Origin of the sequence: Flavobacterium cryoconiti, assembly GCF_048158645.1 — a bacterium.
Taxonomy (GTDB): domain Bacteria; phylum Bacteroidota; class Bacteroidia; order Flavobacteriales; family Flavobacteriaceae; genus Flavobacterium; species Flavobacterium cryoconiti.
In genome coordinates, this window is the sequence record NZ_JBLNKW010000006.1 from 33,594 (window position 1) to 56,088 (window position 22,495).

Genomic DNA, 22,495 nt, shown 5'->3' on the forward strand with positions numbered 1-22,495 from the left:
TCACGTCGAGCGCAGTCGAGACGCTCTCACTTTTAAATACTAATCTGAACTTTAGGCTTCGCTCGGTAAAACTTATCGATTTGACAACTCAATAACCCTTCGTCACGTCGAGTCCTCCGTCTTGCTCAGGACAGGCTAAAGTCGAGACGCTTCTTTTTATGGCTCTCGAATGAATCTCGACTGCGCTCGATTTGACAAAAGTATTACATCAGGCTCTCTGTTTTGTCAAGTCGAGCGCATCGAGACGCACTACCCTTCTGTATCTTCACTATTTGGTCTGTATTTATGATGCGTTGCATTTCTGCATTCCGATAAATCTTGTAATTTGTCGAAATTTCCATCAATTAACGCTTGCTTTTTAACCCTACTCCATTTTTTTAATTTCTTTTCAAACTCAATAGCTTGGTTAGGATCTATAAAATCCTGATAAAAAACTAACGTAACCGGTCTTCTACTATGCGTATAGGCTTCTGGATATTTACCTGTATTATGTTCCATAACTCTCCTATCAATATCAGAAGTTACTCCAACATAGAGCGAATCATCATTACAAAGAAGAATATATACATAATAGAATTTCATAGTACTAATTTAATTTTTAATGTAGTATAAATGTGGACTGTACTTCACCTCAATCTCGACTTTAGCCCGTCCTGAGCGAAGCCGAAGGGCTCGATTTGACAAAAACATCATAACACCACTTAGCTGTCACGTCGAAAGTTTATACTGAGCGGAGACGAAGTACAGTCGAGACGCTCAGTACAGTCGATTCCCCCTACTTATATTAAAACTGAAAATAAATAAATTCTTTATAATCAGAATACGTTCCTAACGCCAAAAGAGCCGCTAGACAAAGCACTAATTTTAGGATACTGTATTTTCCTGAAATAGGTTCAATTTTGGTTCTGGCATTCCATTCCACAAGAATAAAAATCAAAACCAACAATACCATTTCATAACTGTATCTTTCATTTTCTAGATATTGTGGTATAAAACTTCGATTAGAAAAAATACGGGCAATATAATCGAAAGCGATTTCAATAGACTTTGCTCTAAAAAATATCCAGGCCAAACAACTTAATCCAAAAGTAGCTACTATATTCCACAGTACTTTTAAGGAGCCTAAATTCCATTGCAGCTGAACGGTTTCGATATTAGAACGGTTTTTATGGAGTAATAATAAAGGTAAAAAGTACAACGCATTAATAAAGCCCCAGGCTATAAAAGTCCAATTAGCGCCATGCCAAAAACCACTTAATAAAAAAATAACAAATACATTTCGCACTTGTTTGAATTTACTCCCTTTGCTTCCTCCCAACGGGATATACACATAATCCCGAAACCATGACGACAGGGATATGTGCCAACGACGCCAAAATTCAGCTATATCTCTGGAGAAATACGGGTAGTTAAAGTTGCGCAATAAATCAATTCCAAATAACTTAGACATTCCCAAAGCCATATCCGAATAACCGGAAAAATCGCCATAAATTTGGAACGCAAAATAAAAGGCGCCAAGAAGTAAGGATAAGGAATTCATGGAAGTATAATGATCAAAAATCGCATTGGCATACGTAGCACAAGTATCAGCAATAACTACTTTCTTTACTAATCCCCAGATAATCTGATACACACCTTCTTTTGCTTTTTCATAATCAAAGGTTCTTTTTATTTTTACTTGAGGCAATAAATGGGTGGCTCTTTCAATAGGACCAGCCACTAAAAGCGGAAAATAACTGACAAACAACGAATAATCAACAAAATTATATTCGGCTTTTATCCTTTTTAAATAGATATCAATGACGTAAGATAAGCCATGAAAAGTATAAAAGGATATTCCCACAGGCAAAACTACATTCAGCAATAAAGGACTGGAATGCAAGCCAAACCCATTTAATAATTCGGAAAAAGAACTGGCAAAAAAATTATAGTATTTGAAAATACCTAAAAACCCAAGGTTGATGCTGATACTCAACCAAAACCAAAATTTTCGAAAACCATCTGTTTTTGCTTTTTCAATTTGAATACCGGTATAATAATCCAAAAACGTAGAGAAAACCAACAAAAACAAAAAACGCCAATCCCAACAGGAATAAAAATAATAACTGGCTATAATGAGTACTGCATTTTGAGTGCTTTTGGTTTTATGAAAAACAAACCAATACAACACGAATACGATGGGCAGAAAAATAGCGAAGGATAGAGAATTGAAAAACATGCTAAATTTTATTTTTATTATTTATTATTTTTTCCACTAAAATTTCAGTGAATTTACTTGCCCCCTTTTCATTCAAATGAAAACAATTAACAAACATCGAATCCTCTTTTATGGCATTAGAAAAATCATATAAATCTGGAATTTTAGTTTTTAATTTTTTTATATAATCTAAATTTTTGGTGTGCTTACAAAAGGGAGCACAAAAGAAGACTATTTTTATATGATTCGCTGTTCCGTATTTTTTTATTTTTTCATAATAGGGACTATATGATGCAATAGAAGCAGGCAAGGAGAAATGACTGTTGTGTTTACCACTATTACCTTGTACTCGTAAAGGGCTATATCCCTTACTTTCTACTACCGCAGTTTTCTTTCCAATGAGATTGGCAAAAACATCTCTAAATCCAATCTTTTGATCGCTCCCGCAATACCTGATAAAAGGAACATAATACATACTGGGGTCTTCTCCTATATAATCAATCAAATAGTTTTTTGTTACTTGACTCTCCTTAATAAATGGGGTCATTTCATAGGGTAAATTAATAGAATGACCCTTAATGTCAAAGATATAATCTACTTGAATAAATACGGTATCAGAGGCAATATTATACCATTTCAAAAGTTGTAATACGTAATAAATATCCCCAAGTTTAGCGGCCTCATACCCTAAATTAACACATTTTTTTTGAGTTTTATTTTCCATAATGAATGGATCAATTCCATTTTCAACTCTTGAAGAACCTAAAAAAATATAATTAACTTTTGTGTTTTTCAGGCTTCTTAAATACTGAAATTTAGTCCTTGGATTCGCATTTTTATAAACAGTGGTGTAGGTCAAATCGAATACCAATAGTAGTATTAGAATTATAGATAAAATCCCTACAATCTGAATTATAAATTTTTTCATAGTAGACTAAAAGTAAAGACTCAAATTTTTATCTTTTTAAGATAGCATCAATACTTTTCCATATATTATCTGAAGCTTGTGTTGGAGTGGTACCAGCCACAATTTCATACCATTTTTTTCCTTCAGGAACATTTGATAATTTTCCTTCTATTATTTGGCTTACCAAATATTCCAACTCTTTTTTATCGGTACAAAATACTGCTGCTTCTGGACTGGGCATACTTCTAAAATGAACATAGTTATAATTTTGTCCGATGTCTCGAATGCCTTTTTTTAATTGGGGCTGCTCGTAATTGAAATAAATACAAGGCTTTTCATGTGCCACAAAATCAAAAACAGTTGAGGAACACACATTGGTCACAAACTCAGAATGGGCACAAACATTATACAATAGGGCTAAATCTTCTTTAGTGGGCAAAATTTCATTCCATTGTTTTCCCATCGGTTTCCAGATAGGGTCTAAAACGGCTATAATATCTGCATTAGCCTCCAGAACGGCATCGTATCGATTGGTCGTGTCAACGGGGCATTTTCTGTAGATAATTCCTAGATTTTTGCCTTTAGTATTTAAACTGCGTACCGCATGAGCTAAATCTTCTAAATAATATTGATCCAAAGGGGAAGTGGTCTCATCATCGCCGGAATAACAAATGTATTTCTTGGCGGTATCTAAATTATTTTGGGCAAAAAACACGTCTCTTTCTTGCAACAATCGGCTATCGTAATGCGGTTCAAATTGTGGGGTACCCGTTACAATAACTTGAGATTCCTGTATGAATGGATAGTACTTTAAAACTTCCCATTTCATTAAATCACTCCAAACAAAATAATAATCCGTTTCCACCACCTGCATCGCCTTAGGCACATTGTCCCAAGAATAGACAAAAGCTACGGTAGGAATTCCTAAATCTTGGGCTGCCAATAAAGCACTTATGGATTGCGTGGCCCGTTGTGTGGTACAAAATACCAAATCCGGTTGATGTTCTTGTAACTGTGCCTTACAATACTGGTATTTTTCGGTCGAACGCTCTAAACTATTAATCCGTTTTCGGATGCGGACAATCCCTTTTTCCGAAGAATTCAATCCTATTAACAACTTCGTATAAAGCGTTATCAAAGTGTTTTTTAAACCAGTGTAGCTAAAAGGAAATTTATAGGTAGGATACACGTCATCCTTAAACTTCTTTTGAGAAACATTCAATTCGATGTGTTTTCGAATGCGGGAATAGATTGGAGTCAACCGATTTATTCTATGGTTCTCAATTTTAACCTCATCATAACCCAACTCCTCTTTTAAAGAAAAAACGGTATTATTCCAATAGACAATTTGATGTCCTTTTTGCTCTCCTAACGCTTTAAATTGAGTAAAGGCAAAATTACGCAACCCCACTCCATCGGGAAAAAAAACAAATATCTTTTTACTCATAAACTATCTTAGAAACGTATGTATAAAAATGTGAAACACAACTTTTAAATAAACCACTATGGACTTAAAGTCCGTAGATTTGGTTTGGCAGACTTAAAGTCTGCAAGGTTAAATCTTTTTAATTTGCCACAGATTAAAAAAATTCACACAGATTAATCAGTGATAATCTTTTTAATCTGTGGCAAAAAATTTTTTAGAAGCTAAAGCGAAATGCACTAAAGTACATAGTTTTAACTATTTCTGTGACCAATAAACTTTACTCCCCTACACTTTTTTATTCTTCAACTTATCTCTTTGCACTTGTTCAATAGGCAAAATATCCATTGATTTAAAAGTCAATGCGCTATGAACTGCGTTTAAGTCTCGTGCTAATTTGCGCAATCCCATAGGTTCTAATGACGCAGCATGATCGGTCCCTTTCCAAGTACGATCAATCGTATAATGCCTTTCAATAATGTTGGCACCCAGCGTGTAGGCTGCTACATCTACCGCAATTCCTAAATGATGTCCGGAAAAACCAATATGTTTTACCGTGTCACCATATTTTTGCTTCAGCAAATTAATGTCTAATAAACACACATCTTCAAAGGGCACTGGATAACCTGAAGTACAATTGTATAAAACTAAGTCTTTATTCCTGCCTTTTTCAACAAAATAATGAACTAAAGTATCTGCTTCGTCTTTAGTCGTCATCCCTGTCGAAATATGAATTTCCCCTTGGTAATGATCACACAACCAACCCAACATTTCAAAATTATTATTACAGGCTGAGGGTATTTTAATAAATTCCGGATGAAGTGAAGCTATCTCTTTGGCCGAGGTGGTATCCCAAACTGAGGTGGAATAGGTAATCCCTATCGATTCACAATACTGCTTAAGTACGGCATGTTGGTTTACATCAAATTCTAAAAATTCCCTGTGCGCACCATAAGTATCCCCATATGAGTTACTGGCATTAGGGTGGGGTGCATTGTATTGCGCCTCAGTCAATAATTCCGTATTGTTTCTTTTTTGAAATTTTACGGCGTCAACATTACAAAATATCTTGGCAATCTTTATCAATTCTTTTGCAATTGCTATATCTCCTTTGTGATTACAGCCAATTTCAGCAATTACATAAGGTTTTTTAAACTCAGTCATATCTTTTATTATACTTTAATACGATTTCACAAACTTCTCTGATAGCTCCGGCTCCGGAAGCAGTACCAAGCACAAAATCAGCATTTAATTTCACGATGGAAGTTGCATTTGCTGGAGCAAAAGACCAACTGGAACTACACATATTAGTCAGATCATTCACATCATCCCCTACATAAGCAACAGCACCAAAACTACTATTTTTAGTGGCAAGAAATTGCTTTAAAAAAGAATATTTATCCTTAACCCCAAAAAACGCCTCTTTAATTTGAAGTTTTACCATACGCTGTGCAACCAGTTTAGAATTTTCAGAAGTCAATGTGATTACTTCAACATTATTTTCTCTTAAAATTTCTAATCCCATACCATCACGCATATCAAACTTTTTGGCCATTTCTCCCGCTTCATCATAATAGACACCTCCATCTGTAAAAACACCATCTACATCCAGCACTAAATATTGAATTTTTTGATTGGTTTTCATAGCTTTTTGTCGCTCCATCAATAGATTTTCAACAATATTCCAGTCAGAAAGGCTGTCAATCTCCATCAAAGTTTCCTCTGGCATTTCTACCAATCCAATAGTACCGCTGACTCTATTTTTAGAGTTTAAAAAAAGTTCTTTTTTAGTTGCATATACTGCTCCATTTTCTATTAACAATCCTTCAAAATCTTGTCTTCTGGGCCTGTTGAACACATCATAATTTTGTGGGGTTCCATCACTGTTCCATGTAAAACGATGCGTTTTTACCACACTAAGTGCTGTATCAAATTTTTCTGTGGTGATTTTATCCAATACTTTATTGATATCAGCCGCCAATGTCAAAGGAGAAGTCGCTTGAAGCAAACATAAAACAGCATACTCATGATTAATTTTCTCAGAAAACTCCATCATGGTACTCTCCGTAGAAGCAGTATCATTGGCATTTTCTTCGTTACGCAACAAGGCAAATACCTTATTGGTCCAGGAATATTCCCGTTCTACATAACGAATGATTTCCGTATCGTTTGTAAATACATAAACGGCATCCAAATCAGAAAAAATAGCTTCAGTGAGCACCCAAGAAAAAAGTGGCCGACCCACCATTTTCTTTTTATTTTTCCCCGGAATTCCTTTAGAATCTTTGCGTAGTGGAATAACTCCTATTTTCATCTTGTTGCTATTTTAGACTTTAGTAAAAATAGTTTTATTTGTTGAATCTATAATGTAATTTAGTTATTCCATTTTAAAATAATTTTATTTCCGAAATCAATCCCAAAAACTTCAATATATTTATAGCTTTTTTTGACAGTTTGTATGTGGATATTCAAATAAAAAGTGGAGATTTAGTTAAGCGACATTTTTGAATTTAAATTAGTTGTTATATCGTCAATGTTTTATAATTTAAAGCTACATCCAAGCTGCTTATTATTGTTAATCATACAAGATATAGCATTTTACTTAAATATCTTTGGCAAGGGAATGTTAACTATTGTAGTGTTTACTATTTTTATCAAATATTTCCCAGTCTACAATTTCAAAAAAATATAAAATCGAATATCACATTATTAAAAATTAAACAAAAAGGAATGATTAAAACTGAAAGAATTAATTACACATTATTAAATAATTCATTCAAAGAAAAAGAACTAATTTATCCTCTTACCAAAAGAGGCTTTTTTTCTGAAATTAATAATCTCACACAAGCAATACTCTATTGTTTAGAAGAAAAAATAAATCTTAAAATATGCTCAAAAAACTGGGTAAGTGGTAATTGGTCTGATTATTTCAAACCAGTTTTTAATGAATATACTGGCGTTATACCTGTACCAAATGATGTTTTTATTATTTCACGATTAGATAAAATTTGGCTCTATTATCATAAAAGGATAATAAAAAGGAATGTATTACAAAATGATGTATGGAATAAAATGCATCATGAAAATTTCACAAACAAAACATTTCATTTTCCAGAATTAGGTATAGAAGGAAATATTTTGCAAGCCAAAAAAAAGATTTATGAAATAATTATTAATTATAATGATATTACCATTAAAACAATAAAGGATAATTATGAAACTCACAAGGAGTTTGTCTCAAAAAGTTGTGGCATCCATATAAGAAGAGGTGACAAGGTCTTTAACAAAAGAAAAGAAGCGGAATTTATTGGCATTAATCATTACATCCATAAAGCATTAAACATAGATCCAAACAACACTAAATTCACAATTTGCACTGATGATTATACTGTGGTAGATGAATTGCGTCTTGAATATCCTAACTTTATATTCTTAACTTTCTGCGATAAAGAGAAAAAAGGTTACGACCAAAAGAATTATAATAACTTGCAAAGCAAAAAAAAGAAAAGTGATGAAGTTATCAGTATTTTATTGGATTCCCAAATATTGATTAATTCAAGATACTTTATAGGAACTTATACTAGTAATGTATCAAGATATGTTGCTATAGTTAGAAACAATATTGATTGTTATAGTATGGACGATAACCTTAATTCACATTAATATGTTATAACTAGATATTTACTTTATTATTTAATCTCTTTATTAAGTACTCTCCAGCTCTTTGCCCTTTTAATTCAATAGCTTTATAAGTAAATTGTGAAACCAAGTACGATAAAAAAAGAACTAATACAAACATTATCATAAAAACAAAATTGTTGTTAATTAGCTTTTTTGGTAATACTAAATAAATATTTAAAAATTTTAAGAAACCATTAAATAAATAACTAATAAAATTAATCACTAAGAAATGGTTCAAATACAAGCTAAAGCTTATTTGACCAAATTTCAATATAATCTTATTTAAAACTAATTTGTTTTTTGTACTATAAATGCCAATTGTAAAAAAAACAAATATAATTGATACAATATATTCACTATTTAGTTTAAACCAATTCGTTACAATATCAGGTTTCCAAAAGCAAAATAAAAAATAAAAACACATCGAACTAGTCAAAAATAAATAGCCGATAAATATATTAAACTGTATTTCTTTATGTATGTAATATAGAATTATACCAAGAATAAATATTGGTAATTGATTGGGTAACCAATAATAGAATACACTAGCATCTAAATCATTCCAAAAAGCATTAATATAACTTGCTATAACTGAAATTTGATATTGATTAATAAATATAGAAAAAAGCAATGTTATTATAAAAACAACAAATGTTTTTTTCAAGGAGTTACATATTTTAATCAACAATGGTAGTGTGAAGTAAAATAGCATTTCAATGCCAACAGACCATCCTCCACGAGGTATATCGTTTATAGCGGGTAAATAAATACCATTGGTAAAAGTAAAGTTCGCTAACAGATTTATAAAACTTACACTATTACCTTTTAAAATAATTTTATAAAACACATATATTAATCCTGCACTATAATAATAGGGAGCAATTCTAAATACTCGTCGTATAAAAAAATTTCTAATAATATTTGCTGAATTATAATTTAGCCTATTATTATAAGACTTAAAAAGTGTAAAACTACTCATTATGAAAAATAATTGAACTCCTAAATATCCGGAATCCGCAATTTTTTTAATAAATGAATCCACATAAAAAGTTTGTGAACTATGGATAAGAATTACAAGCAAAATTGCATAACCACGCAATGCATCAACCCAATCGTATTTTTCTACTATATTAATTTCCTTATTCAATGCAGTTTTCAATTCTAAATTTTTTAATGTATTATAAAAAATTGTTACTTTAATTAAAACTTCCTATTGATCTTCCTTTTTAACTTACACCATTCTTTTTCCAGTTTTACAGACACGGGATAGTTATCAAAATAATCATTCTTGCATTTAAAAGAAACAAACTCTTTAGTAGCGAAAAGATTATTCCCTCTAATCGCTTCTAATGTCTTTATGTTATCGTATAAAAAAGGGAACAATTGATATTTATTCAAAACCAAATTTCTGGCCGTTATTATCGCTTCTATATTCTCTTCCCATTTTTTAGACGATACAATTTCTTTTAAAAATAAAGCAATATGTTTATCTTTTGGATCGATTTGAATAAAAGAATTTTTAGGAAAATAGTTTTCAATTGCAGTACAACCAAAATAAATTGGCATCGTGTAACTCAAAAAACAATCCATGATTTTCTCGGTCCAATAATACTCATTTTGAAAATTTTCATAGGCTATAGCATATTTTGAATGCTGCAGGACTTCCCATTTATCTGCAATAGGTTTAATTCCTCTTCCATACAAGTCTACAAAAGGCAATCCTTTGATACTATCCAAAAAATCCATTCTGATGTGGTGCCCTTTTGAATTGCGTTGGTCACTGGTTATCCAAACTATTTTATCCTCCTTTATTAAATCGTCTTGTTTTAGATCCATCAAAAAATCATAATCTTTATCAACATGCCAGGGCAATGCACCATGAGATAAAACATTATTTTTTTTAATATCCAATTGATTATAAATTACGGCAACTTTTTTATTGGCATATTGACGGTATTTAGAAACTTCATTTGGTGGTTCTAAACAAACACTTAAAATATTATTTGGATTTACCTTAATCGAAAAATCTACTTTTGGATAATCAAGTATCACTAAATAATCACATTCCTCAACAGCGGCTTCAGTAAAAGTAAAATCCTTCCACTGCATAGAACAATTGGGTGTTTGCCTTTTTAAATCTGGATAGTTATAATAGCGCTCAATCTTAATTAACATAATGGATTCAGTTAAACAATGAATTAATAGTTAAATATTTTTATTTAATACTTTATTCCTCGCAAATTATTCATTTTTTGTAATGTACTTTGCTGTACCGGTTTTCTATATTTTATGACTTGAGAAAACTCTTTTAAGGCACAAAAAAGGGATTTCCAAAACAACTGAAAGTAGGTTCGATTAGCTAATCCATATTTTTTAAAATTATGAAATAATAATTTGACAATTTTTAAAAATGGATTCGGAAAATAAACAAGGTAATAATAGATGGTATTTTTGAGTTGCTTTTCGAATCGAAAGTAATTCCTGCCCTGCCCTAACCGTTTCTTTTTGTCCACTCTATGATTAACAACAATTGTATTATCGTAGTAAATTTCATAACCTAAATCTAATACTTCAATACCCAAACAAGACTCCTCTCCATAAATATCCATCCAAACTGGAAATCCATTAGTTTGATTATACACCTCTTTTCTGACGGCAAACCCGCAACCTACAAAATCATTAGTAAAATAGCGCTCTACTTTAGGTGCTGCTTTTTGCAAAGCTTCTTGGTCGTTTAAAAAAACACCCCGTACTTCTTGGAAAGCAATAATTCCTGTTTGTTTGTCTCTACTGAATACGCTTTGTGTTTGAGCAATAAAATCAGGACTTAAAGGATGAGCGTCATCATCTAAGCCTATAAATACAGTTCCTTTCGCTTTTTTATACAACGCATTTCTAGCAGGGGACGCGCCTAAGCTAATTGCAGAACATTCCCAGTGCACCCAAGGATATTGGTCAACTAAAGATGATGTTTGTATACAACCATCGATAAAAACCAATACCTCATGTAGCGATAAATCAAGTAAACAATATAATTTATCCAAAGTAATTACTAATTCCTCTGGTCTGTTTCTAGTTACGATAAGTACTGTTATTTCCATTTTATTGGTTTAGAAAAACATCTTGGTAGATTTGAACAATTTCTTTTTTTAGATATGATCTATTATACTTTTTCTGTATAAAATTCACGTTATGTTCTTGTGCTCTAATTCTTAATTCTGGATTATTTATTGCTTTTTCAATCAAAACAGCTATTGCGGCGCCATCTAATGGGTCAGTTATTAAGTACCCATTAACTCCATGTGAAATAACTTCTTCAGAAGCGTTTCCGGGATTAGATTGTATTGGAAAAGCGCCCATACCCATACTTTCTAATAAAGTATTCGGCATACCATCTGAGATATTATTGGAAATATGAATACATGTTACCCCCATTACTTTTAATAAATCTTCATTAGCAATAAAAATTGCTCTAGGGTATATTTTTAATTTTAAATTATCAAAAAAAGCACTCTTTTTTATTTTTTCAATGATAATTTCATCTGCACTATAAATAACGATTTCAAAATTTTGCAACAAAGTTATTGGAACTAATTGCAATGCTTCTATTACTTTAGATGCTTTACAACCAAAACTCTCATATCCCTTTACAAGAATTATATTTCTCTTTTTTTCGGTTTGTATAAACTCCGGAGAGAATGTAACACCTCCGTTACCAGGAAAAACTCCTATAAATTTATTTTTAAAACCATTTCGAACAGCAATCCTGTAATCCCTTTTACAATCCGTAATTAAATAATCTACCCTTTCTAAAAAAAGGGCAACCTGTATCTTTTGAATTCCATGCTCTTTAAAATAAAACATATCACTGCCCCATGAAGAATAAATAAAGCTTATTTTCTTATGCTTATTCATAACATTTAAAATAGGTAACCCTGATAGATTCATTTCAAAACAATGCACTATATCTGGCTGTATTTCATTTATTTTTTGTTCAAAAACGGAAGCCAAATCAAATTCATTATACTTTTGAAAATAGGAATATATTTTAGGAACACTGGATTTTATTCTATTTCGAAAAGGAAAAACCCATTTTAATTTCCAACCTTTGATTTGCCTTACCCAACTGATTTTAGCTACTACTGAACCTCCATCCGAAATATCAAACCAAAATACCTCATAACCGGAATCCTTCAACTGGTTAACCCATTGAAAAAAATGATGATTCGGTATGGCAACCATAAGGATTTTCATATCAATTTAATGTTCTTAAGAATTTTATATTAAATTTAGGCAAAACTTTTAAAAACGGAATAAAAGTAAAATTTAATGAATTGGGTTTTTTTATTCGTTGTTTTTAAAATACGCAGAAACAATTGAAACCCTTCAAAATAAGTTTTTTCTCTATTATAACAGGTCATCAAATCTTTCCTTCTATTTATAATGCTTAAAGCAACAATTTCTTTTTTATGTTTAAATTTTTCATCCCAATAAACCTGTTCTAAAATGGTGATAAGATCTTCGATGAAAGTACTATTTTTTTTCATATACGCTGAGGAAACACCAATACCTATTCTATATACTGCCGTGATATCATCTAGGAAATGAATTTTACCTCCATCTTTTATAACCCACAAATAAGTTTGCCAATCTCCAAAAGGAAAATTAATAATCCAGGAGGGAATACTATTTTCTTTGCTTTGAACATTCCTAAATAAGGCTGTAACCGAATGAATAAAATTATCAAAGATCAAATCGTCAAAATCCAGATGTTTTTTATTTAAGTTGTAGTTATAATCAACAGACTTACCATCAGGATACAGTCTTTTTACTGCGGTATATACTATCGAATAATCTGGGTTTTTTTCTAGAAAATCAACTTGCTTTTGTAATTTGTATGCGTCAATCCAATAATCATCTCCATCACAAATGGCTATATAATCACCATCACATGCTGCTATAGTTCGCACATAATTAGCTATGAGACCAATGTTTTTTTTAAGACTGGGCATTAACTTTATTCTATCACCATATTCACTGGCATATTTTTCACAAATAACTCGGGTAGCATCAGTACTACAATCTTCACCGATAACCAATTGAAAAGGAAAATTTGTTTCCTGCATCAATATACTTTCTATAGTTTGAGCTATAAATTCCTCTTGATTGTATGTAAGTATAAAAACACTAACGGTAATAGAACTCATTAAAACAGTATTAAACAATAGATTAGTAATTATATTTATCAAAAACTGAAAATCCAAAAAATGTTTTACAAAAAATATCGATAACATATTTTTTATTACTCAATTTCCCTACAAAGGCGTTGTTCTCAGAATAAAGTTTACAAAAATAATATCGATATTCTTTGCTGTACTTTTTTAGAATATAATCCCTAGTATCTATAGCCATTTCATTTGTAAAAGATCGAATCATTGAATTTTCAACAACATAATATCTAAAAGCTATTTTTTGCAAGTGAAAAAAATTAACGTTTAATCTCCCAAAAGCTAACCATAATTCCCAATCTTCAAGACCTTCATGGGGTAAATTTTCATCATATCCACCAGCTTTTTCCCACAAGGTTTTTTTATAAATGGCACAAGCATCAATATAATTATCAACTAACATTTTCTCAAAATTATACTCCCCTATTTTCCAAAGTCCTTTTTTTAAACCAAAATATTCTGCATCACCATGAACCACATCTATTTGTCGGTTTTTCTCAAAAACTGCAATTGCATCTTGAGTAAAATCATGTACCAATTGATTATCTGAATCTAATGGTAAAATATAAGTTCCATTTGATTTAGATATACCTAAATTTCTAGTTTTAGTTAAACCTTCATTTTCTTTGGTGTAATAGATAAAACGTCTATCTTTTTTAACCCATCTTAATGCTATTTGTTCAGTGGCGTCAGTCGAACCATCGTTCACAATTATGGCTTCCCACTCTTGAAAATCTTGATTAAAGACAGACTCTAATGTAGTTTCCAAAGTAGATTCTGAATTAAAACATGGAACTATTATACTAATTACAACAGACATACAAATTGATTTTTATTGTTTAATTGTATTTATATGTATTTTCTATTTAATCCAATTGTTAATTCTCCCGATTCAAATATGAAAAAATCATACTGCAATAATATTAAATAAATTGACTCTCTTACATCAAATTCATCATGAATCTCAATTGCTATTATTTTTACATTATTTAAAAAAGACAAGTCATTTTTCGTATCAAAAATAAATCTTTCCGCACCTTCTATATCAATTTTTAATAATGTTATCGTTTTTATATTATTTTGAAGAATAATTTCATTAATAGTAATGCCTTCAACTAAACCTTTTGGATCTTCTTCAACTGAAATGGCCCAATCTTTTCTACTTCTAAAATTATTATGCAAATTATACCTTAGATTTTCTTTTCCAGTTAATGCTCTTCTATATATTTTTATAGAACATTTATTTTTAATAAACTGAATATTTTGTTTTAAAATACTTATATTGTCTAAAGATGGTTCTATGCAATAAACATCTGAAAAAACTCCTTCATTTATAAAATAATTAGTTGTAAATCCAACATTTGCTCCCGCATCTATAAGTATATTGTTACTGTTATTAAATTTGGGGTTGCTTTTTAATATTGAAACAATTAATTTATATTCTTCAAAATTAAAAATTTGCACAAACACCTCATAATCACTATGATTTTGATTTCTCAAAAACAATTTAACACCATTAAGTAACTCTATTTCATATTTATCTTGTATTAAGACAAAATTTTTTATTAAAATATTTGAACGTAATTTATTTTCAAAAAGTTGAGTTTCTGATATTCTTTTTGGAAATAATAATCTAAATATTTTTCTAGCTTTTTTAAATTTCATTTTTTTATACTCTAATAAATATAATATGCTCTGGTTAAATACTAATTTCTAATTAATCTTTTTTATTATTTAAATATCGTAACACCTTTTTCTATTAAATATTAAGGCAAATAACTAAATACTATCGAAATCATAAGAGACACTATTATTAGTTTTAGTCATTTATAATGATTTCTTTAAAACTTACTTGGCTTATTAGAAATAAACTTTAGTAAATACAAAAATCGTAATAGTGTATACCACAAATCTACTGTAGCATATTTTATTAAGTGAAAAATTCCCAATAACAATCCCTTGAAAGCATTCACAAAACTAATCTCCTGATGCCACAACTGATAATTACCCACCACATCGTTCTTGAATCTAAAAAACAATTGCTTACGGGTTCTCTTGATTTCATAACTAAAAATGGATTCCACAAAATCAATTTCATATCCTTCTTTCAAAACTCTGGTAGTCCATTCCTTGTCTTCAAAAGTAGCCACATCCTCTCTAAAAGGATATTTTTTCCAAATTTCTTTGCTAAAAGCCGAACCGGAAAAAATTAATCCCGATTTATTAGGATCAATTGTTGCTGGAATTTTATTAATGAAATTTTTATAATCATTAGGACTATGAAGGCATCGCAAGCCTGCTAAATTAGCATTATCATCAAATTTTTTTTGTATTAATTTAAAAAAATCATGGCTCACTGGATAGGAATGCGCACTAAAAATAACTACTATAGGGAATCGAGCTTCTCTAGCGCATACGTTAGCACTTCCGCCAAAACTAAAATTTTCGATACTAACAAACTGTGCTTCAAACTGTTCCGTAATTTTCTTACTAGAATCAGTTGACAAATTATCGACAACAATAATTTCTGCAACATCTTTTGCGTACCTTTCTGTCAAATTTTTCAATAAAAAAGAAAGGGCTACAGATTGATTTTTATTTCTGATAACAACTGAAATCATGGCTTTACTTTTGGATAGAAAAACAGTTTTGAAATAATTTTAAAAGGCTTCGTGATCATTTTACCTATTTTATATTCTAATGAGTTTTTTATTTCCATTTTACTAGTCCTATGCTCATTTAACTCAAAAAAAAGAACGCTCATACAATTATCAAAATCTTGAATATATAATTCTTTATGTTTTTTATGAATATATTCTCTAGAGGTTTCAAAGTGATTAGTTATTGTCTCTATCTGTCTTGATCTTTTTGCCTTTCTGTAGAAAAACAAAAATTCTTCTATAATTTTATAATTCCAACCTCGCTTAGTAACTGCTATCCAAAATTCCCAATCTTCAAAGCCTTTTTTCATAGATTCATCATAACCCCCAACTTCTTTCCAACACTTTTTTCGGTACAATGAAGTCGCTATTAATTGATTAACATATAATAAATATATCCAATTTGTCCCTCTTGGTTTCAAATTGAATGATGTTTCCTTAATGTTCTCACTAAAAAACTTAGTATAACAGGAAACAACTCCCAAAGATTCATCATCTAATAACTCTGGAACTAACTTTTCTAAAAAAACACTACTAATGCAATCATCAGCATCTAATGGAAGGATAAAATCTCCCTCACTAATTTGTATTCCAGCATTTCTAGCACTTGATGGCCCTCCATTTTCCTTGTACAAATATTTGAATCGACTATCCTTATCACACCATAGACGAGCTATTATTTCCGTATCATCCGGACTTCCGTCATTGACAATAATACATTCCCAATTTTGATAAGTTTGATCATAAACAGATTGCAACGAGTTCTTCAAAAAATGTGCTTGATTAAAGCAAGGAACAATAATAGATACCTTTGGTGTATTCATTTTGTCAACTTATTTTTAATAACATTAAAAACCCTTAAGGGGTTCATTAATACCGTTCCTAACCTGTAGTTTGATGAGTTTTTAATTATTCTATTTTTATTTCTCAATTTACAATTTTCTTCTATTAATTGGAGTGCAAATAATTCGTAGTTGTTATAAAAAACTTCTTTGTGCTTTAAAAAGATGTACTCTCTTAATTCAAAATCAAAATTATTCAATGCAATTATGTCTCTTGATATAGTTTTAACTCTGTAATTAAAAAGTACTTCTTTAATGATTTGCATTTCCCATTTATTGCTCAAAATCCCAATCCAAAAATCCCAATCTTCATAGCCTTTAGTCATTTTTTCATCATAGCCTAAAACTTCCTCCCAACATTTCTTTCGATACATTGAAGTACCTAATCCATTATTTTTGAAAAGAAAGTTTTCTATATTTCCTCCTAGTGGCTTAATTAATTCATTATTTCTTTCTTTGTTTCCAAAAATCTTATACCAGCAACCAACTATCCCCACATCAGGATTGCTTTTTAAAATATTCACTGCTTTTTCAATAAAACTGGGTTCAAAATAATCATCGGCATCCAAATTTAAAATATAATCAGTCGTTGTTAAACGAATCGCATTGTTACGAGTTTTGCATACTCCCTGATTTTTCTGAAAAATTAGTTCTAAATTTTCGACTACAATTTTTTTTAAAACAGTTTTAGTGGCCTCATCTGAACCGTCATCTATTACAATAATTTTGTCAGGCTTTACCGTTTGATTGACAATGGAGTTAATGGCTTGCTCAATATAAGCTCCATCGTTATAACAAGGAATGATTACGGTAACGTTACTGGAGAGATTCATTGAAAAATTAATTTAAAGCTATAATATATAAAAGTAGCATACCTATTATACTATCTGAAAATAAATGGAAATATTTTTTTTCTAAGTCGAACAATGGGAAAATATTTCACAATTAAATAAGTGAATATCAATTTTTTACTATTTTTAAATAAAAAAAACCAATATTGCATATCCTGAACTAATGTTTTATTTTGTTTAAATCGCAACAGCCAAATCCATTTTAATAAAAGATCATTTTTTGAAATGGGTAATTTAACTTTGTTACTCCAAAATAATACTGATTCATACATTTTTATTATGTACTTTTTATATAAATCTTGCTGATCAAAAACATTGTTGTCATGAATTCCTCTTATCGCTACTGGTTGACCTATTAAACCCGTTTCTAATTGACATTTCAAAGCCATTTTCCAAAAAACATCGGTATCCTCAGCAACGACTAACGATTCATTAAAAAGACCGATAGTATCAAAAACTGATTTTTTCACTGTTAATCCATCAATTTGAAAATGACCGTATTTCCCAGACAATAAAGCTTCAAAAAGAAAATCGGGTTTTATTTTTTGGTTTACCGTGTACAATTGATGCGTTTGTAATTCCTGAGCTGTTCCAACTCTATAAAAATGAAATCCCACCGCATTATAAACCCCATCACAGTTTTTATTTTCTTGAAATACTTTGATATCATTTGCAAATCGATTAGGTAAAAAATAATCATCGGCATCCAGAAAAGCAATAAAATTACCCGTTGCTTTTTGAATTCCTAAATTTCTGCTGGCAGAACGTCCTTTATTCGATTTATTTTGATGATGATAAATTTTGAGTACTGGATTTTGTAGTTGCAATTGATCCAAAAGCAATCCTGTTCCATCAGTGCTGCCATCATTTACTATCACAATTTCGGTCACTTCAGGTTGTGCAATTACGGAGGCTATCGTTTTCTCGATAAAGCGCTCGCAATTGTAAACAGGAATAATAACCGAAAGGTTAAAATGGTTCTCCATAATAATCTTAAAATTTATCTAACAAGCCTAACCTAATTAACCAATCAATTTTTCGTGATTGTCGCAGATTTTTGATGATTCTTTTTAAAGCGAAATTCTCTTTCAAATCATTCATAAGTACTGGAAATTCCGTTTGTAAAACTTGAGTTCTTTCGGCTTCTATAATAGATTGATTTTCTGGTAACGAACTTATTCCATCTTTGTAAAAAGTCGAAAAAACAGCATCTACCTTTCGGTAAGTGACGTTGTGTTTTAGTATAGCCTGTATCAATAATTTCCAATCAGCCACTATTTTTAAACTTTCGTCATAATACCCCACTCTCTCAAATACGGATTGGTGTATAAATGTACATTGATGACAAGGTAAATTGTTATGCAAATAAGAAAACGACATTGATGCAGGATTCTCTAATACATATGAGCTTCCGTTATCTATAACATCAATATTAAAATAAATAACACCATCATTTATAAGATGCTTTTGGACTTTTTGTAATGAAAAAGTATCAATAAAATGATCTCCACTATTCAAAAAAAGTAAATATTCTCCAGTAGCCTTTGCAATCCCTTTGTTCATCGCATTGTAAATCCCTTTATCAGGTTCACTAACCCAATACGCAATTTTATTGGTTTGACTTTCCAGATATTCTTTGCTACTATCTGTTGAACCACCATCAATAACAATGTACTCGAATTCTTGCCATGTTTGGTTCGCGACACTTTCTAGGGTTTTTTGCAGACCAAGAAGGTTATTGTAGTTGATGGTTATAATCGAGAGTTTCTTGTTCATTTTTAATTAAAGGCTAATTATTATTTGTCAACATCTTTAACTTTAAAGCAAACTGTTTTATATTTTCAATATATGCTAAATCATACTTTAATTTACATATTGGGTTGTTTATTACTTCAACCATTTTTTGAACTAATTCGTTATAATTGTTTGGAGAAAAAAAATAGCCTTTATCGCCTAACTGTTCTTGATGGACAGCAATATTTGAAACGATTAAAGTTTGATTTAGCGCTTTTGCATCTTCAACTACAGTACTCCACCCTTCAAACAAAGAAGGTTGAATAACTGCTTGCGCATTTTTCATCAAAACAAGTTGATCTATCCTATCTATAAAACCTAAAAACAGTATTTCATTTTCTAATTTATAGTCTATAACTTTTTGCTTTAAATTAGTAGTATATTCAGGATTCCTGTAATCATACTCTTTACCTGTAAAAACAACTTTTACAGCAACCCCATTATTCTTTAAAATCTTAACCGCTTCTATTATGGAAATATGATTTTTATGTTGCCAAAACTGATTCGGCGAGAAAAAATAATCTCCTGTAATCCCGTATTTTTCTTTAACTATTTTTAGGTCTCCCTTCATTAAATCCGGATGTACAACTGCAAACTGAAGCACTTTTTTTTCGTTTTTTGAATCGGGGTAAAACGTATTAAAATCATTTAAAGCCGATTGGCTACTAAAAACAATTTTATGATTTAACTGAATCATATTAAGATACCTGCAATGACGCATTTTCATTTCTTCTTCTGAAAAAAAATCAGGAAGAAATTTTTCTTGTAAATCAGGTATCCAAAACACTAAATCATTTATATGCTTCAAATGATTTGGAACATCAAAAAGTGGAAATAACCATTCTAATTGCATTTTTTTTAAAATTAGTTTCTTTTTTACAATTCTAAAAGAAACCCTATTAATAAATGTTTCCATTTTATTATAGTGAATACTATCGCTTATAAATTTCATTTTTGGATATCCGGTAACTTTTTTTAATTCCTCGAAAGCTCGTTTATCACTGGTTAAAATATGCAATTGAATTTGTTCTCTTTTGGGAAGGTAGTTTAGCGAACGAATCAAATTCTGGATATAATAGGCACCACCAATCCAATCTTCATTGTAACTGTAAATAATCCCTACTCGTTTTCCCTGAGCCATGCTACATATTTTTTTAGTCCCAAATGTAAATTAAATTGAGGTTGAAACCCTTTCCCTTTTAGAATTTCCATATCAGCAAGCCAATTATTTGGATCTCCTACTTTGACTTCTTCATTAAACACTATTTCCTTATTGGAAGAAAATAACTTGAAAAAAACTTGTGCCGCCTCAGCAATTGTAGTACCAACATTACTGGCAACATTATAGATAGAACCTTGAAAAGTTGAATGTTCAATTACTAAATCAATAATTTGCAGTAAATCATCAATGTAAATAAAATCCCTAGTTTCATTTCCTGTTCCAAAAAGTGAAATTACATCACTTTGAAGAGATTTCTGGTATAAGTCCCAAAACAATTGTTTTTTTAACCCTGGTCCATAAGCAGAAAAAACACGCAAACTACAAGTATTTAAACCAAAGAATTTATGGTACTCCGTAAGCAACAACTCACTTTGAAGTTTGTGAAAACCATAAGGAGAAAATGGTTTACAAGGTGTGTTTTCAGTAATAGGTAATATTTTTGGATTGCCATATACAGCTGCGCTCGAAAAATTGATAAACTTACATTCAGGATTATAATCCCGAATAGCTACTAATATTTTTTGAACATTAACCACATTGAGTTCAAAATCTTTGGATGGATTCTCAAACGAAAAACCCACATGAGCAGAACCCGAAGCATTAATACAAACATCAAATTGATGTTCTTGAAATAGTATGGAATAATCCGAATTCTGACGATTGATTTTATAAAAATTCTCATCCGATGATTCGTTGACATCGGCTTGCCATACTTCGAACTTTTTAGACTCAAAATATGCTACACAATGACTTCCTATAAATCCTCTGGAACCTATGATTAAAATTTTCATTTTGTTTTAATAAATTTCACACAGCAAATTGCTCTACTATGAGCTGCAAAATCATCTTTTTTCCCAATTTGAGTATGAGGATTAAATGATTCCGAATCATTACAATCCTCTTGTGCTGCTATAACCCAGCCTTCTGACAAATATTTAAAAAAAGTCAATTCATATTCCCCTAAACGGTCCATTTTTTCAATAATTTTTTTTACCATTTCATTATCAAACTGTTGAAAAAAACCGTGATTTTCAAACTTACCGTAAGGGAATGTCAATAATAATTGTCCATTAGTTTTTAATACTCTCAATAATTCATCAATTACTTTTAGATATTCATAGCTTTTATTTGTAACTACGTCCAAAGTTGATTTTAAATCATATCCATATATCGAATTGTCCATATCAATATGTTCAATCGTAGATTGACAAACAATTTCTTCAAAAAAATCATTCTTAAAAGGTAATTCTCTTAAATCACCGTAGACATAAGATATTTTTTTTTCGTTATAGTTCTTGCCTTCTGGATAAAAGGTATAAATATACTTTTCTTTGTTTTCGATTAATTCATTACTCAATAAATAATCAAAATTGAATGTTGAACCCGCATCTAAAAAAATAGTTTTGTCTTTTTGAATATTTGCAAAAATCCAAGGATACTCTACAATTCTTTCATCTAAGCGGAAACCATAATTATCAGGCACGGTTCTATTTTTAAATGATTTTAAAACGGAATCATCATTTATAAATTTAGTAATCGATTCTATTTTATGTTCATAATACCCTTCAGACCAAGGAATTTGACCATTATTAAAAAAATTTTCGTTTTTTAATTCTTGATACTTTTTTTCTTTCTTAATATCTTGATTTAAATAATATCGATGTATTTTTTTGATTATTTTTTTGAGCAT

22 protein-coding genes are annotated in these 22,495 nt (G+C 30.4%); 1 reads left to right on the plus strand and 21 read right to left on the minus strand.

The window, feature by feature from the left end; translation table 11 throughout:
- Nucleotides 1-249: 249 nt before the first annotated feature.
- The 6 genes from ACM55H_RS09845 to ACM55H_RS09870 all read right to left on the minus strand — a co-directional run bounded on the left by ACM55H_RS09845 (nucleotide 250) and on the right by ACM55H_RS09870 (nucleotide 6,841).
- Nucleotides 250-582 (minus strand): GIY-YIG nuclease family protein, encoded by a 333-nt coding sequence (locus ACM55H_RS09845; protein ID WP_416836338.1) that lies wholly within the window; start codon nucleotides 580-582, stop codon nucleotides 250-252.
- Between the two features lie 202 nt (nucleotides 583-784).
- Nucleotides 785-2,218 (minus strand): MBOAT family O-acyltransferase, encoded by a 1,434-nt coding sequence (locus ACM55H_RS09850; protein ID WP_416836339.1) that lies wholly within the window; start codon nucleotides 2,216-2,218, stop codon nucleotides 785-787.
- A gap of 1 nt (nucleotide 2,219) precedes the next feature.
- Entirely contained in the window at nucleotides 2,220-3,125 is a 906-nt protein-coding gene (locus tag ACM55H_RS09855) for a hypothetical protein (protein WP_416836340.1), read from the minus strand.
- A gap of 28 nt (nucleotides 3,126-3,153) precedes the next feature.
- A complete protein-coding gene (locus ACM55H_RS09860) occupies nucleotides 3,154-4,551 on the minus strand; it encodes a glycosyltransferase family protein (protein WP_416836341.1) in 1,398 nt (465 codons plus the stop codon).
- 264 nt (nucleotides 4,552-4,815) lie between these two features.
- Nucleotides 4,816-5,691 (minus strand): N-acetylneuraminate synthase family protein, encoded by an 876-nt coding sequence (locus ACM55H_RS09865; RefSeq protein WP_416836342.1) that lies wholly within the window; start codon nucleotides 5,689-5,691, stop codon nucleotides 4,816-4,818.
- Nucleotides 5,684-6,841, minus strand: a complete 1,158-nt coding sequence (locus ACM55H_RS09870) for a cytidylyltransferase domain-containing protein (protein ID WP_416836343.1) — start codon at nucleotides 6,839-6,841, stop codon at nucleotides 5,684-5,686. Before ACM55H_RS09870 ends, ACM55H_RS09865 begins: the two co-directional genes overlap by 8 nt.
- Nucleotides 6,842-7,257: 416 nt before the next feature.
- On the opposite strand from ACM55H_RS09870, the gene ACM55H_RS09875 reads away from it, so the two are divergent.
- Nucleotides 7,258-8,190 carry an O-fucosyltransferase family protein gene (locus ACM55H_RS09875; RefSeq protein ID WP_416836344.1) on the plus strand — a complete coding sequence of 311 codons (933 nt, stop codon included), beginning with the start codon at nucleotides 7,258-7,260 and terminating at the stop codon, nucleotides 8,188-8,190.
- Between the two features lie 10 nt (nucleotides 8,191-8,200).
- Here the strand turns inward: ACM55H_RS09875 and ACM55H_RS09880 are convergent, their stop codons facing one another.
- The 15 genes from ACM55H_RS09880 to ACM55H_RS09950 all read right to left on the minus strand — a co-directional run bounded on the left by ACM55H_RS09880 (nucleotide 8,201) and on the right by ACM55H_RS09950 (nucleotide 22,495).
- Nucleotides 8,201-9,367: an acyltransferase family protein gene (locus tag ACM55H_RS09880; RefSeq protein ID WP_416836345.1), complete on the minus strand. Its 1,167-nt coding sequence runs from the start codon at nucleotides 9,365-9,367 to the stop codon at nucleotides 8,201-8,203.
- Between the two features lie 41 nt (nucleotides 9,368-9,408).
- Nucleotides 9,409-10,383 (minus strand): glycosyltransferase family 10 domain-containing protein, encoded by a 975-nt coding sequence (locus ACM55H_RS09885; RefSeq protein WP_416836346.1) that lies wholly within the window; start codon nucleotides 10,381-10,383, stop codon nucleotides 9,409-9,411.
- Between the two features lie 44 nt (nucleotides 10,384-10,427).
- Entirely contained in the window at nucleotides 10,428-11,309 is an 882-nt protein-coding gene (locus ACM55H_RS09890; RefSeq protein WP_416836347.1) for a glycosyltransferase family 2 protein, read from the minus strand.
- Between the two features lies 1 nt (nucleotide 11,310).
- A complete protein-coding gene (locus ACM55H_RS09895) occupies nucleotides 11,311-12,462 on the minus strand; it encodes a glycosyltransferase (RefSeq protein WP_416836348.1) in 1,152 nt (383 codons plus the stop codon).
- 35 nt (nucleotides 12,463-12,497) lie between these two features.
- A complete protein-coding gene (locus ACM55H_RS09900; protein ID WP_416836349.1) occupies nucleotides 12,498-13,415 on the minus strand; it encodes a glycosyltransferase in 918 nt (305 codons plus the stop codon).
- 22 nt (nucleotides 13,416-13,437) lie between these two features.
- The gene (locus ACM55H_RS09905; RefSeq protein ID WP_416836350.1) at nucleotides 13,438-14,256 is read right to left on the minus strand and encodes a glycosyltransferase family 2 protein; all 819 of its coding nucleotides are present in this window, start codon (nucleotides 14,254-14,256) and stop codon (nucleotides 13,438-13,440) included.
- A 29-nt stretch (nucleotides 14,257-14,285) separates the two neighbouring features.
- Nucleotides 14,286-15,101, minus strand: a complete 816-nt coding sequence (locus ACM55H_RS09910) for an FkbM family methyltransferase (RefSeq protein WP_416836351.1) — start codon at nucleotides 15,099-15,101, stop codon at nucleotides 14,286-14,288.
- Between the two features lie 176 nt (nucleotides 15,102-15,277).
- On the minus strand, nucleotides 15,278-16,057 hold the full coding sequence (locus tag ACM55H_RS09915) for a glycosyltransferase family 2 protein (protein WP_416836352.1): 780 nt from the start codon (nucleotides 16,055-16,057) through the stop codon (nucleotides 15,278-15,280).
- The gene (locus ACM55H_RS09920) at nucleotides 16,054-16,920 is read right to left on the minus strand and encodes a glycosyltransferase family 2 protein (RefSeq protein WP_416836353.1); all 867 of its coding nucleotides are present in this window, start codon (nucleotides 16,918-16,920) and stop codon (nucleotides 16,054-16,056) included. The genes ACM55H_RS09915 and ACM55H_RS09920 overlap by 4 nt, the downstream gene beginning before the upstream one ends.
- Complete coding sequence (locus tag ACM55H_RS09925) at nucleotides 16,917-17,771, minus strand: glycosyltransferase family A protein (protein ID WP_416836354.1); 855 nt, start codon at nucleotides 17,769-17,771, stop codon at nucleotides 16,917-16,919. The genes ACM55H_RS09920 and ACM55H_RS09925 overlap by 4 nt, the downstream gene beginning before the upstream one ends.
- 50 nt (nucleotides 17,772-17,821) lie before the next feature.
- Nucleotides 17,822-18,775 carry a glycosyltransferase family 2 protein gene (locus ACM55H_RS09930; protein ID WP_416836355.1) on the minus strand — a complete coding sequence of 318 codons (954 nt, stop codon included), beginning with the start codon at nucleotides 18,773-18,775 and terminating at the stop codon, nucleotides 17,822-17,824.
- Nucleotides 18,776-18,782: 7 nt separating this feature from the next.
- Entirely contained in the window at nucleotides 18,783-19,565 is a 783-nt protein-coding gene (locus ACM55H_RS09935) for a glycosyltransferase family 2 protein (protein ID WP_416836356.1), read from the minus strand.
- A gap of 13 nt (nucleotides 19,566-19,578) precedes the next feature.
- A complete protein-coding gene (locus ACM55H_RS09940) occupies nucleotides 19,579-20,724 on the minus strand; it encodes a glycosyltransferase family 4 protein (protein WP_416836357.1) in 1,146 nt (381 codons plus the stop codon).
- Nucleotides 20,703-21,596 carry an NAD-dependent epimerase/dehydratase family protein gene (locus ACM55H_RS09945; protein ID WP_416836358.1) on the minus strand — a complete coding sequence of 298 codons (894 nt, stop codon included), beginning with the start codon at nucleotides 21,594-21,596 and terminating at the stop codon, nucleotides 20,703-20,705. The genes ACM55H_RS09940 and ACM55H_RS09945 overlap by 22 nt, the downstream gene beginning before the upstream one ends.
- A complete protein-coding gene (locus tag ACM55H_RS09950) occupies nucleotides 21,593-22,495 on the minus strand; it encodes a class I SAM-dependent methyltransferase (RefSeq protein WP_416836359.1) in 903 nt (300 codons plus the stop codon). Before ACM55H_RS09950 ends, ACM55H_RS09945 begins: the two co-directional genes overlap by 4 nt.

What these genes read in the sequence shown, in the direction of transcription:
- ACM55H_RS09910 (WP_416836351.1), bottom strand. Translation starts at nt 15,101, where the DNA reads ATGAAATTTAAAAAAGCTAGAAAAATATTTAGATTATTATTTCCAAAA.
- ACM55H_RS09940 (WP_416836357.1), bottom strand. Translation starts at nt 20,724, where the DNA reads ATGGCTCAGGGAAAACGAGTAGGGATTATTTACAGTTACAATGAAGAT.
- ACM55H_RS09905 (WP_416836350.1), bottom strand. Translation starts at nt 14,256, where the DNA reads ATGTCTGTTGTAATTAGTATAATAGTTCCATGTTTTAATTCAGAATCT.
- ACM55H_RS09865 (WP_416836342.1), bottom strand. Translation starts at nt 5,691, where the DNA reads ATGACTGAGTTTAAAAAACCTTATGTAATTGCTGAAATTGGCTGTAAT.
- ACM55H_RS09930 (WP_416836355.1), bottom strand. Translation starts at nt 18,775, where the DNA reads ATGGAGAACCATTTTAACCTTTCGGTTATTATTCCTGTTTACAATTGC.
- ACM55H_RS09855 (WP_416836340.1), bottom strand. Translation starts at nt 3,125, where the DNA reads ATGAAAAAATTTATAATTCAGATTGTAGGGATTTTATCTATAATTCTA.
- ACM55H_RS09895 (WP_416836348.1), bottom strand. Translation starts at nt 12,462, where the DNA reads ATGAAAATCCTTATGGTTGCCATACCGAATCATCATTTTTTTCAATGG.
- ACM55H_RS09890 (WP_416836347.1), bottom strand. Translation starts at nt 11,309, where the DNA reads ATGGAAATAACAGTACTTATCGTAACTAGAAACAGACCAGAGGAATTA.
- ACM55H_RS09885 (WP_416836346.1), bottom strand. Translation starts at nt 10,383, where the DNA reads ATGTTAATTAAGATTGAGCGCTATTATAACTATCCAGATTTAAAAAGG.
- ACM55H_RS09850 (WP_416836339.1), bottom strand. Translation starts at nt 2,218, where the DNA reads ATGTTTTTCAATTCTCTATCCTTCGCTATTTTTCTGCCCATCGTATTC.
- ACM55H_RS09875 (WP_416836344.1), top strand. Translation starts at nt 7,258, where the DNA reads ATGATTAAAACTGAAAGAATTAATTACACATTATTAAATAATTCATTC.
- ACM55H_RS09945 (WP_416836358.1), bottom strand. Translation starts at nt 21,596, where the DNA reads ATGAAAATTTTAATCATAGGTTCCAGAGGATTTATAGGAAGTCATTGT.
- ACM55H_RS09900 (WP_416836349.1), bottom strand. Translation starts at nt 13,415, where the DNA reads ATGAGTTCTATTACCGTTAGTGTTTTTATACTTACATACAATCAAGAG.
- ACM55H_RS09935 (WP_416836356.1), bottom strand. Translation starts at nt 19,565, where the DNA reads ATGAACAAGAAACTCTCGATTATAACCATCAACTACAATAACCTTCTT.
- ACM55H_RS09950 (WP_416836359.1), bottom strand. Translation starts at nt 22,495, where the DNA reads ATGCTCAAAAAAATAATCAAAAAAATACATCGATATTATTTAAATCAA.
- ACM55H_RS09870 (WP_416836343.1), bottom strand. Translation starts at nt 6,841, where the DNA reads ATGAAAATAGGAGTTATTCCACTACGCAAAGATTCTAAAGGAATTCCG.
- ACM55H_RS09920 (WP_416836353.1), bottom strand. Translation starts at nt 16,920, where the DNA reads ATGAATACACCAAAGGTATCTATTATTGTTCCTTGCTTTAATCAAGCA.
- ACM55H_RS09860 (WP_416836341.1), bottom strand. Translation starts at nt 4,551, where the DNA reads ATGAGTAAAAAGATATTTGTTTTTTTTCCCGATGGAGTGGGGTTGCGT.
- ACM55H_RS09915 (WP_416836352.1), bottom strand. Translation starts at nt 16,057, where the DNA reads ATGATTTCAGTTGTTATCAGAAATAAAAATCAATCTGTAGCCCTTTCT.
- ACM55H_RS09845 (WP_416836338.1), bottom strand. Translation starts at nt 582, where the DNA reads ATGAAATTCTATTATGTATATATTCTTCTTTGTAATGATGATTCGCTC.
- ACM55H_RS09925 (WP_416836354.1), bottom strand. Translation starts at nt 17,771, where the DNA reads ATGAATCTCTCCAGTAACGTTACCGTAATCATTCCTTGTTATAACGAT.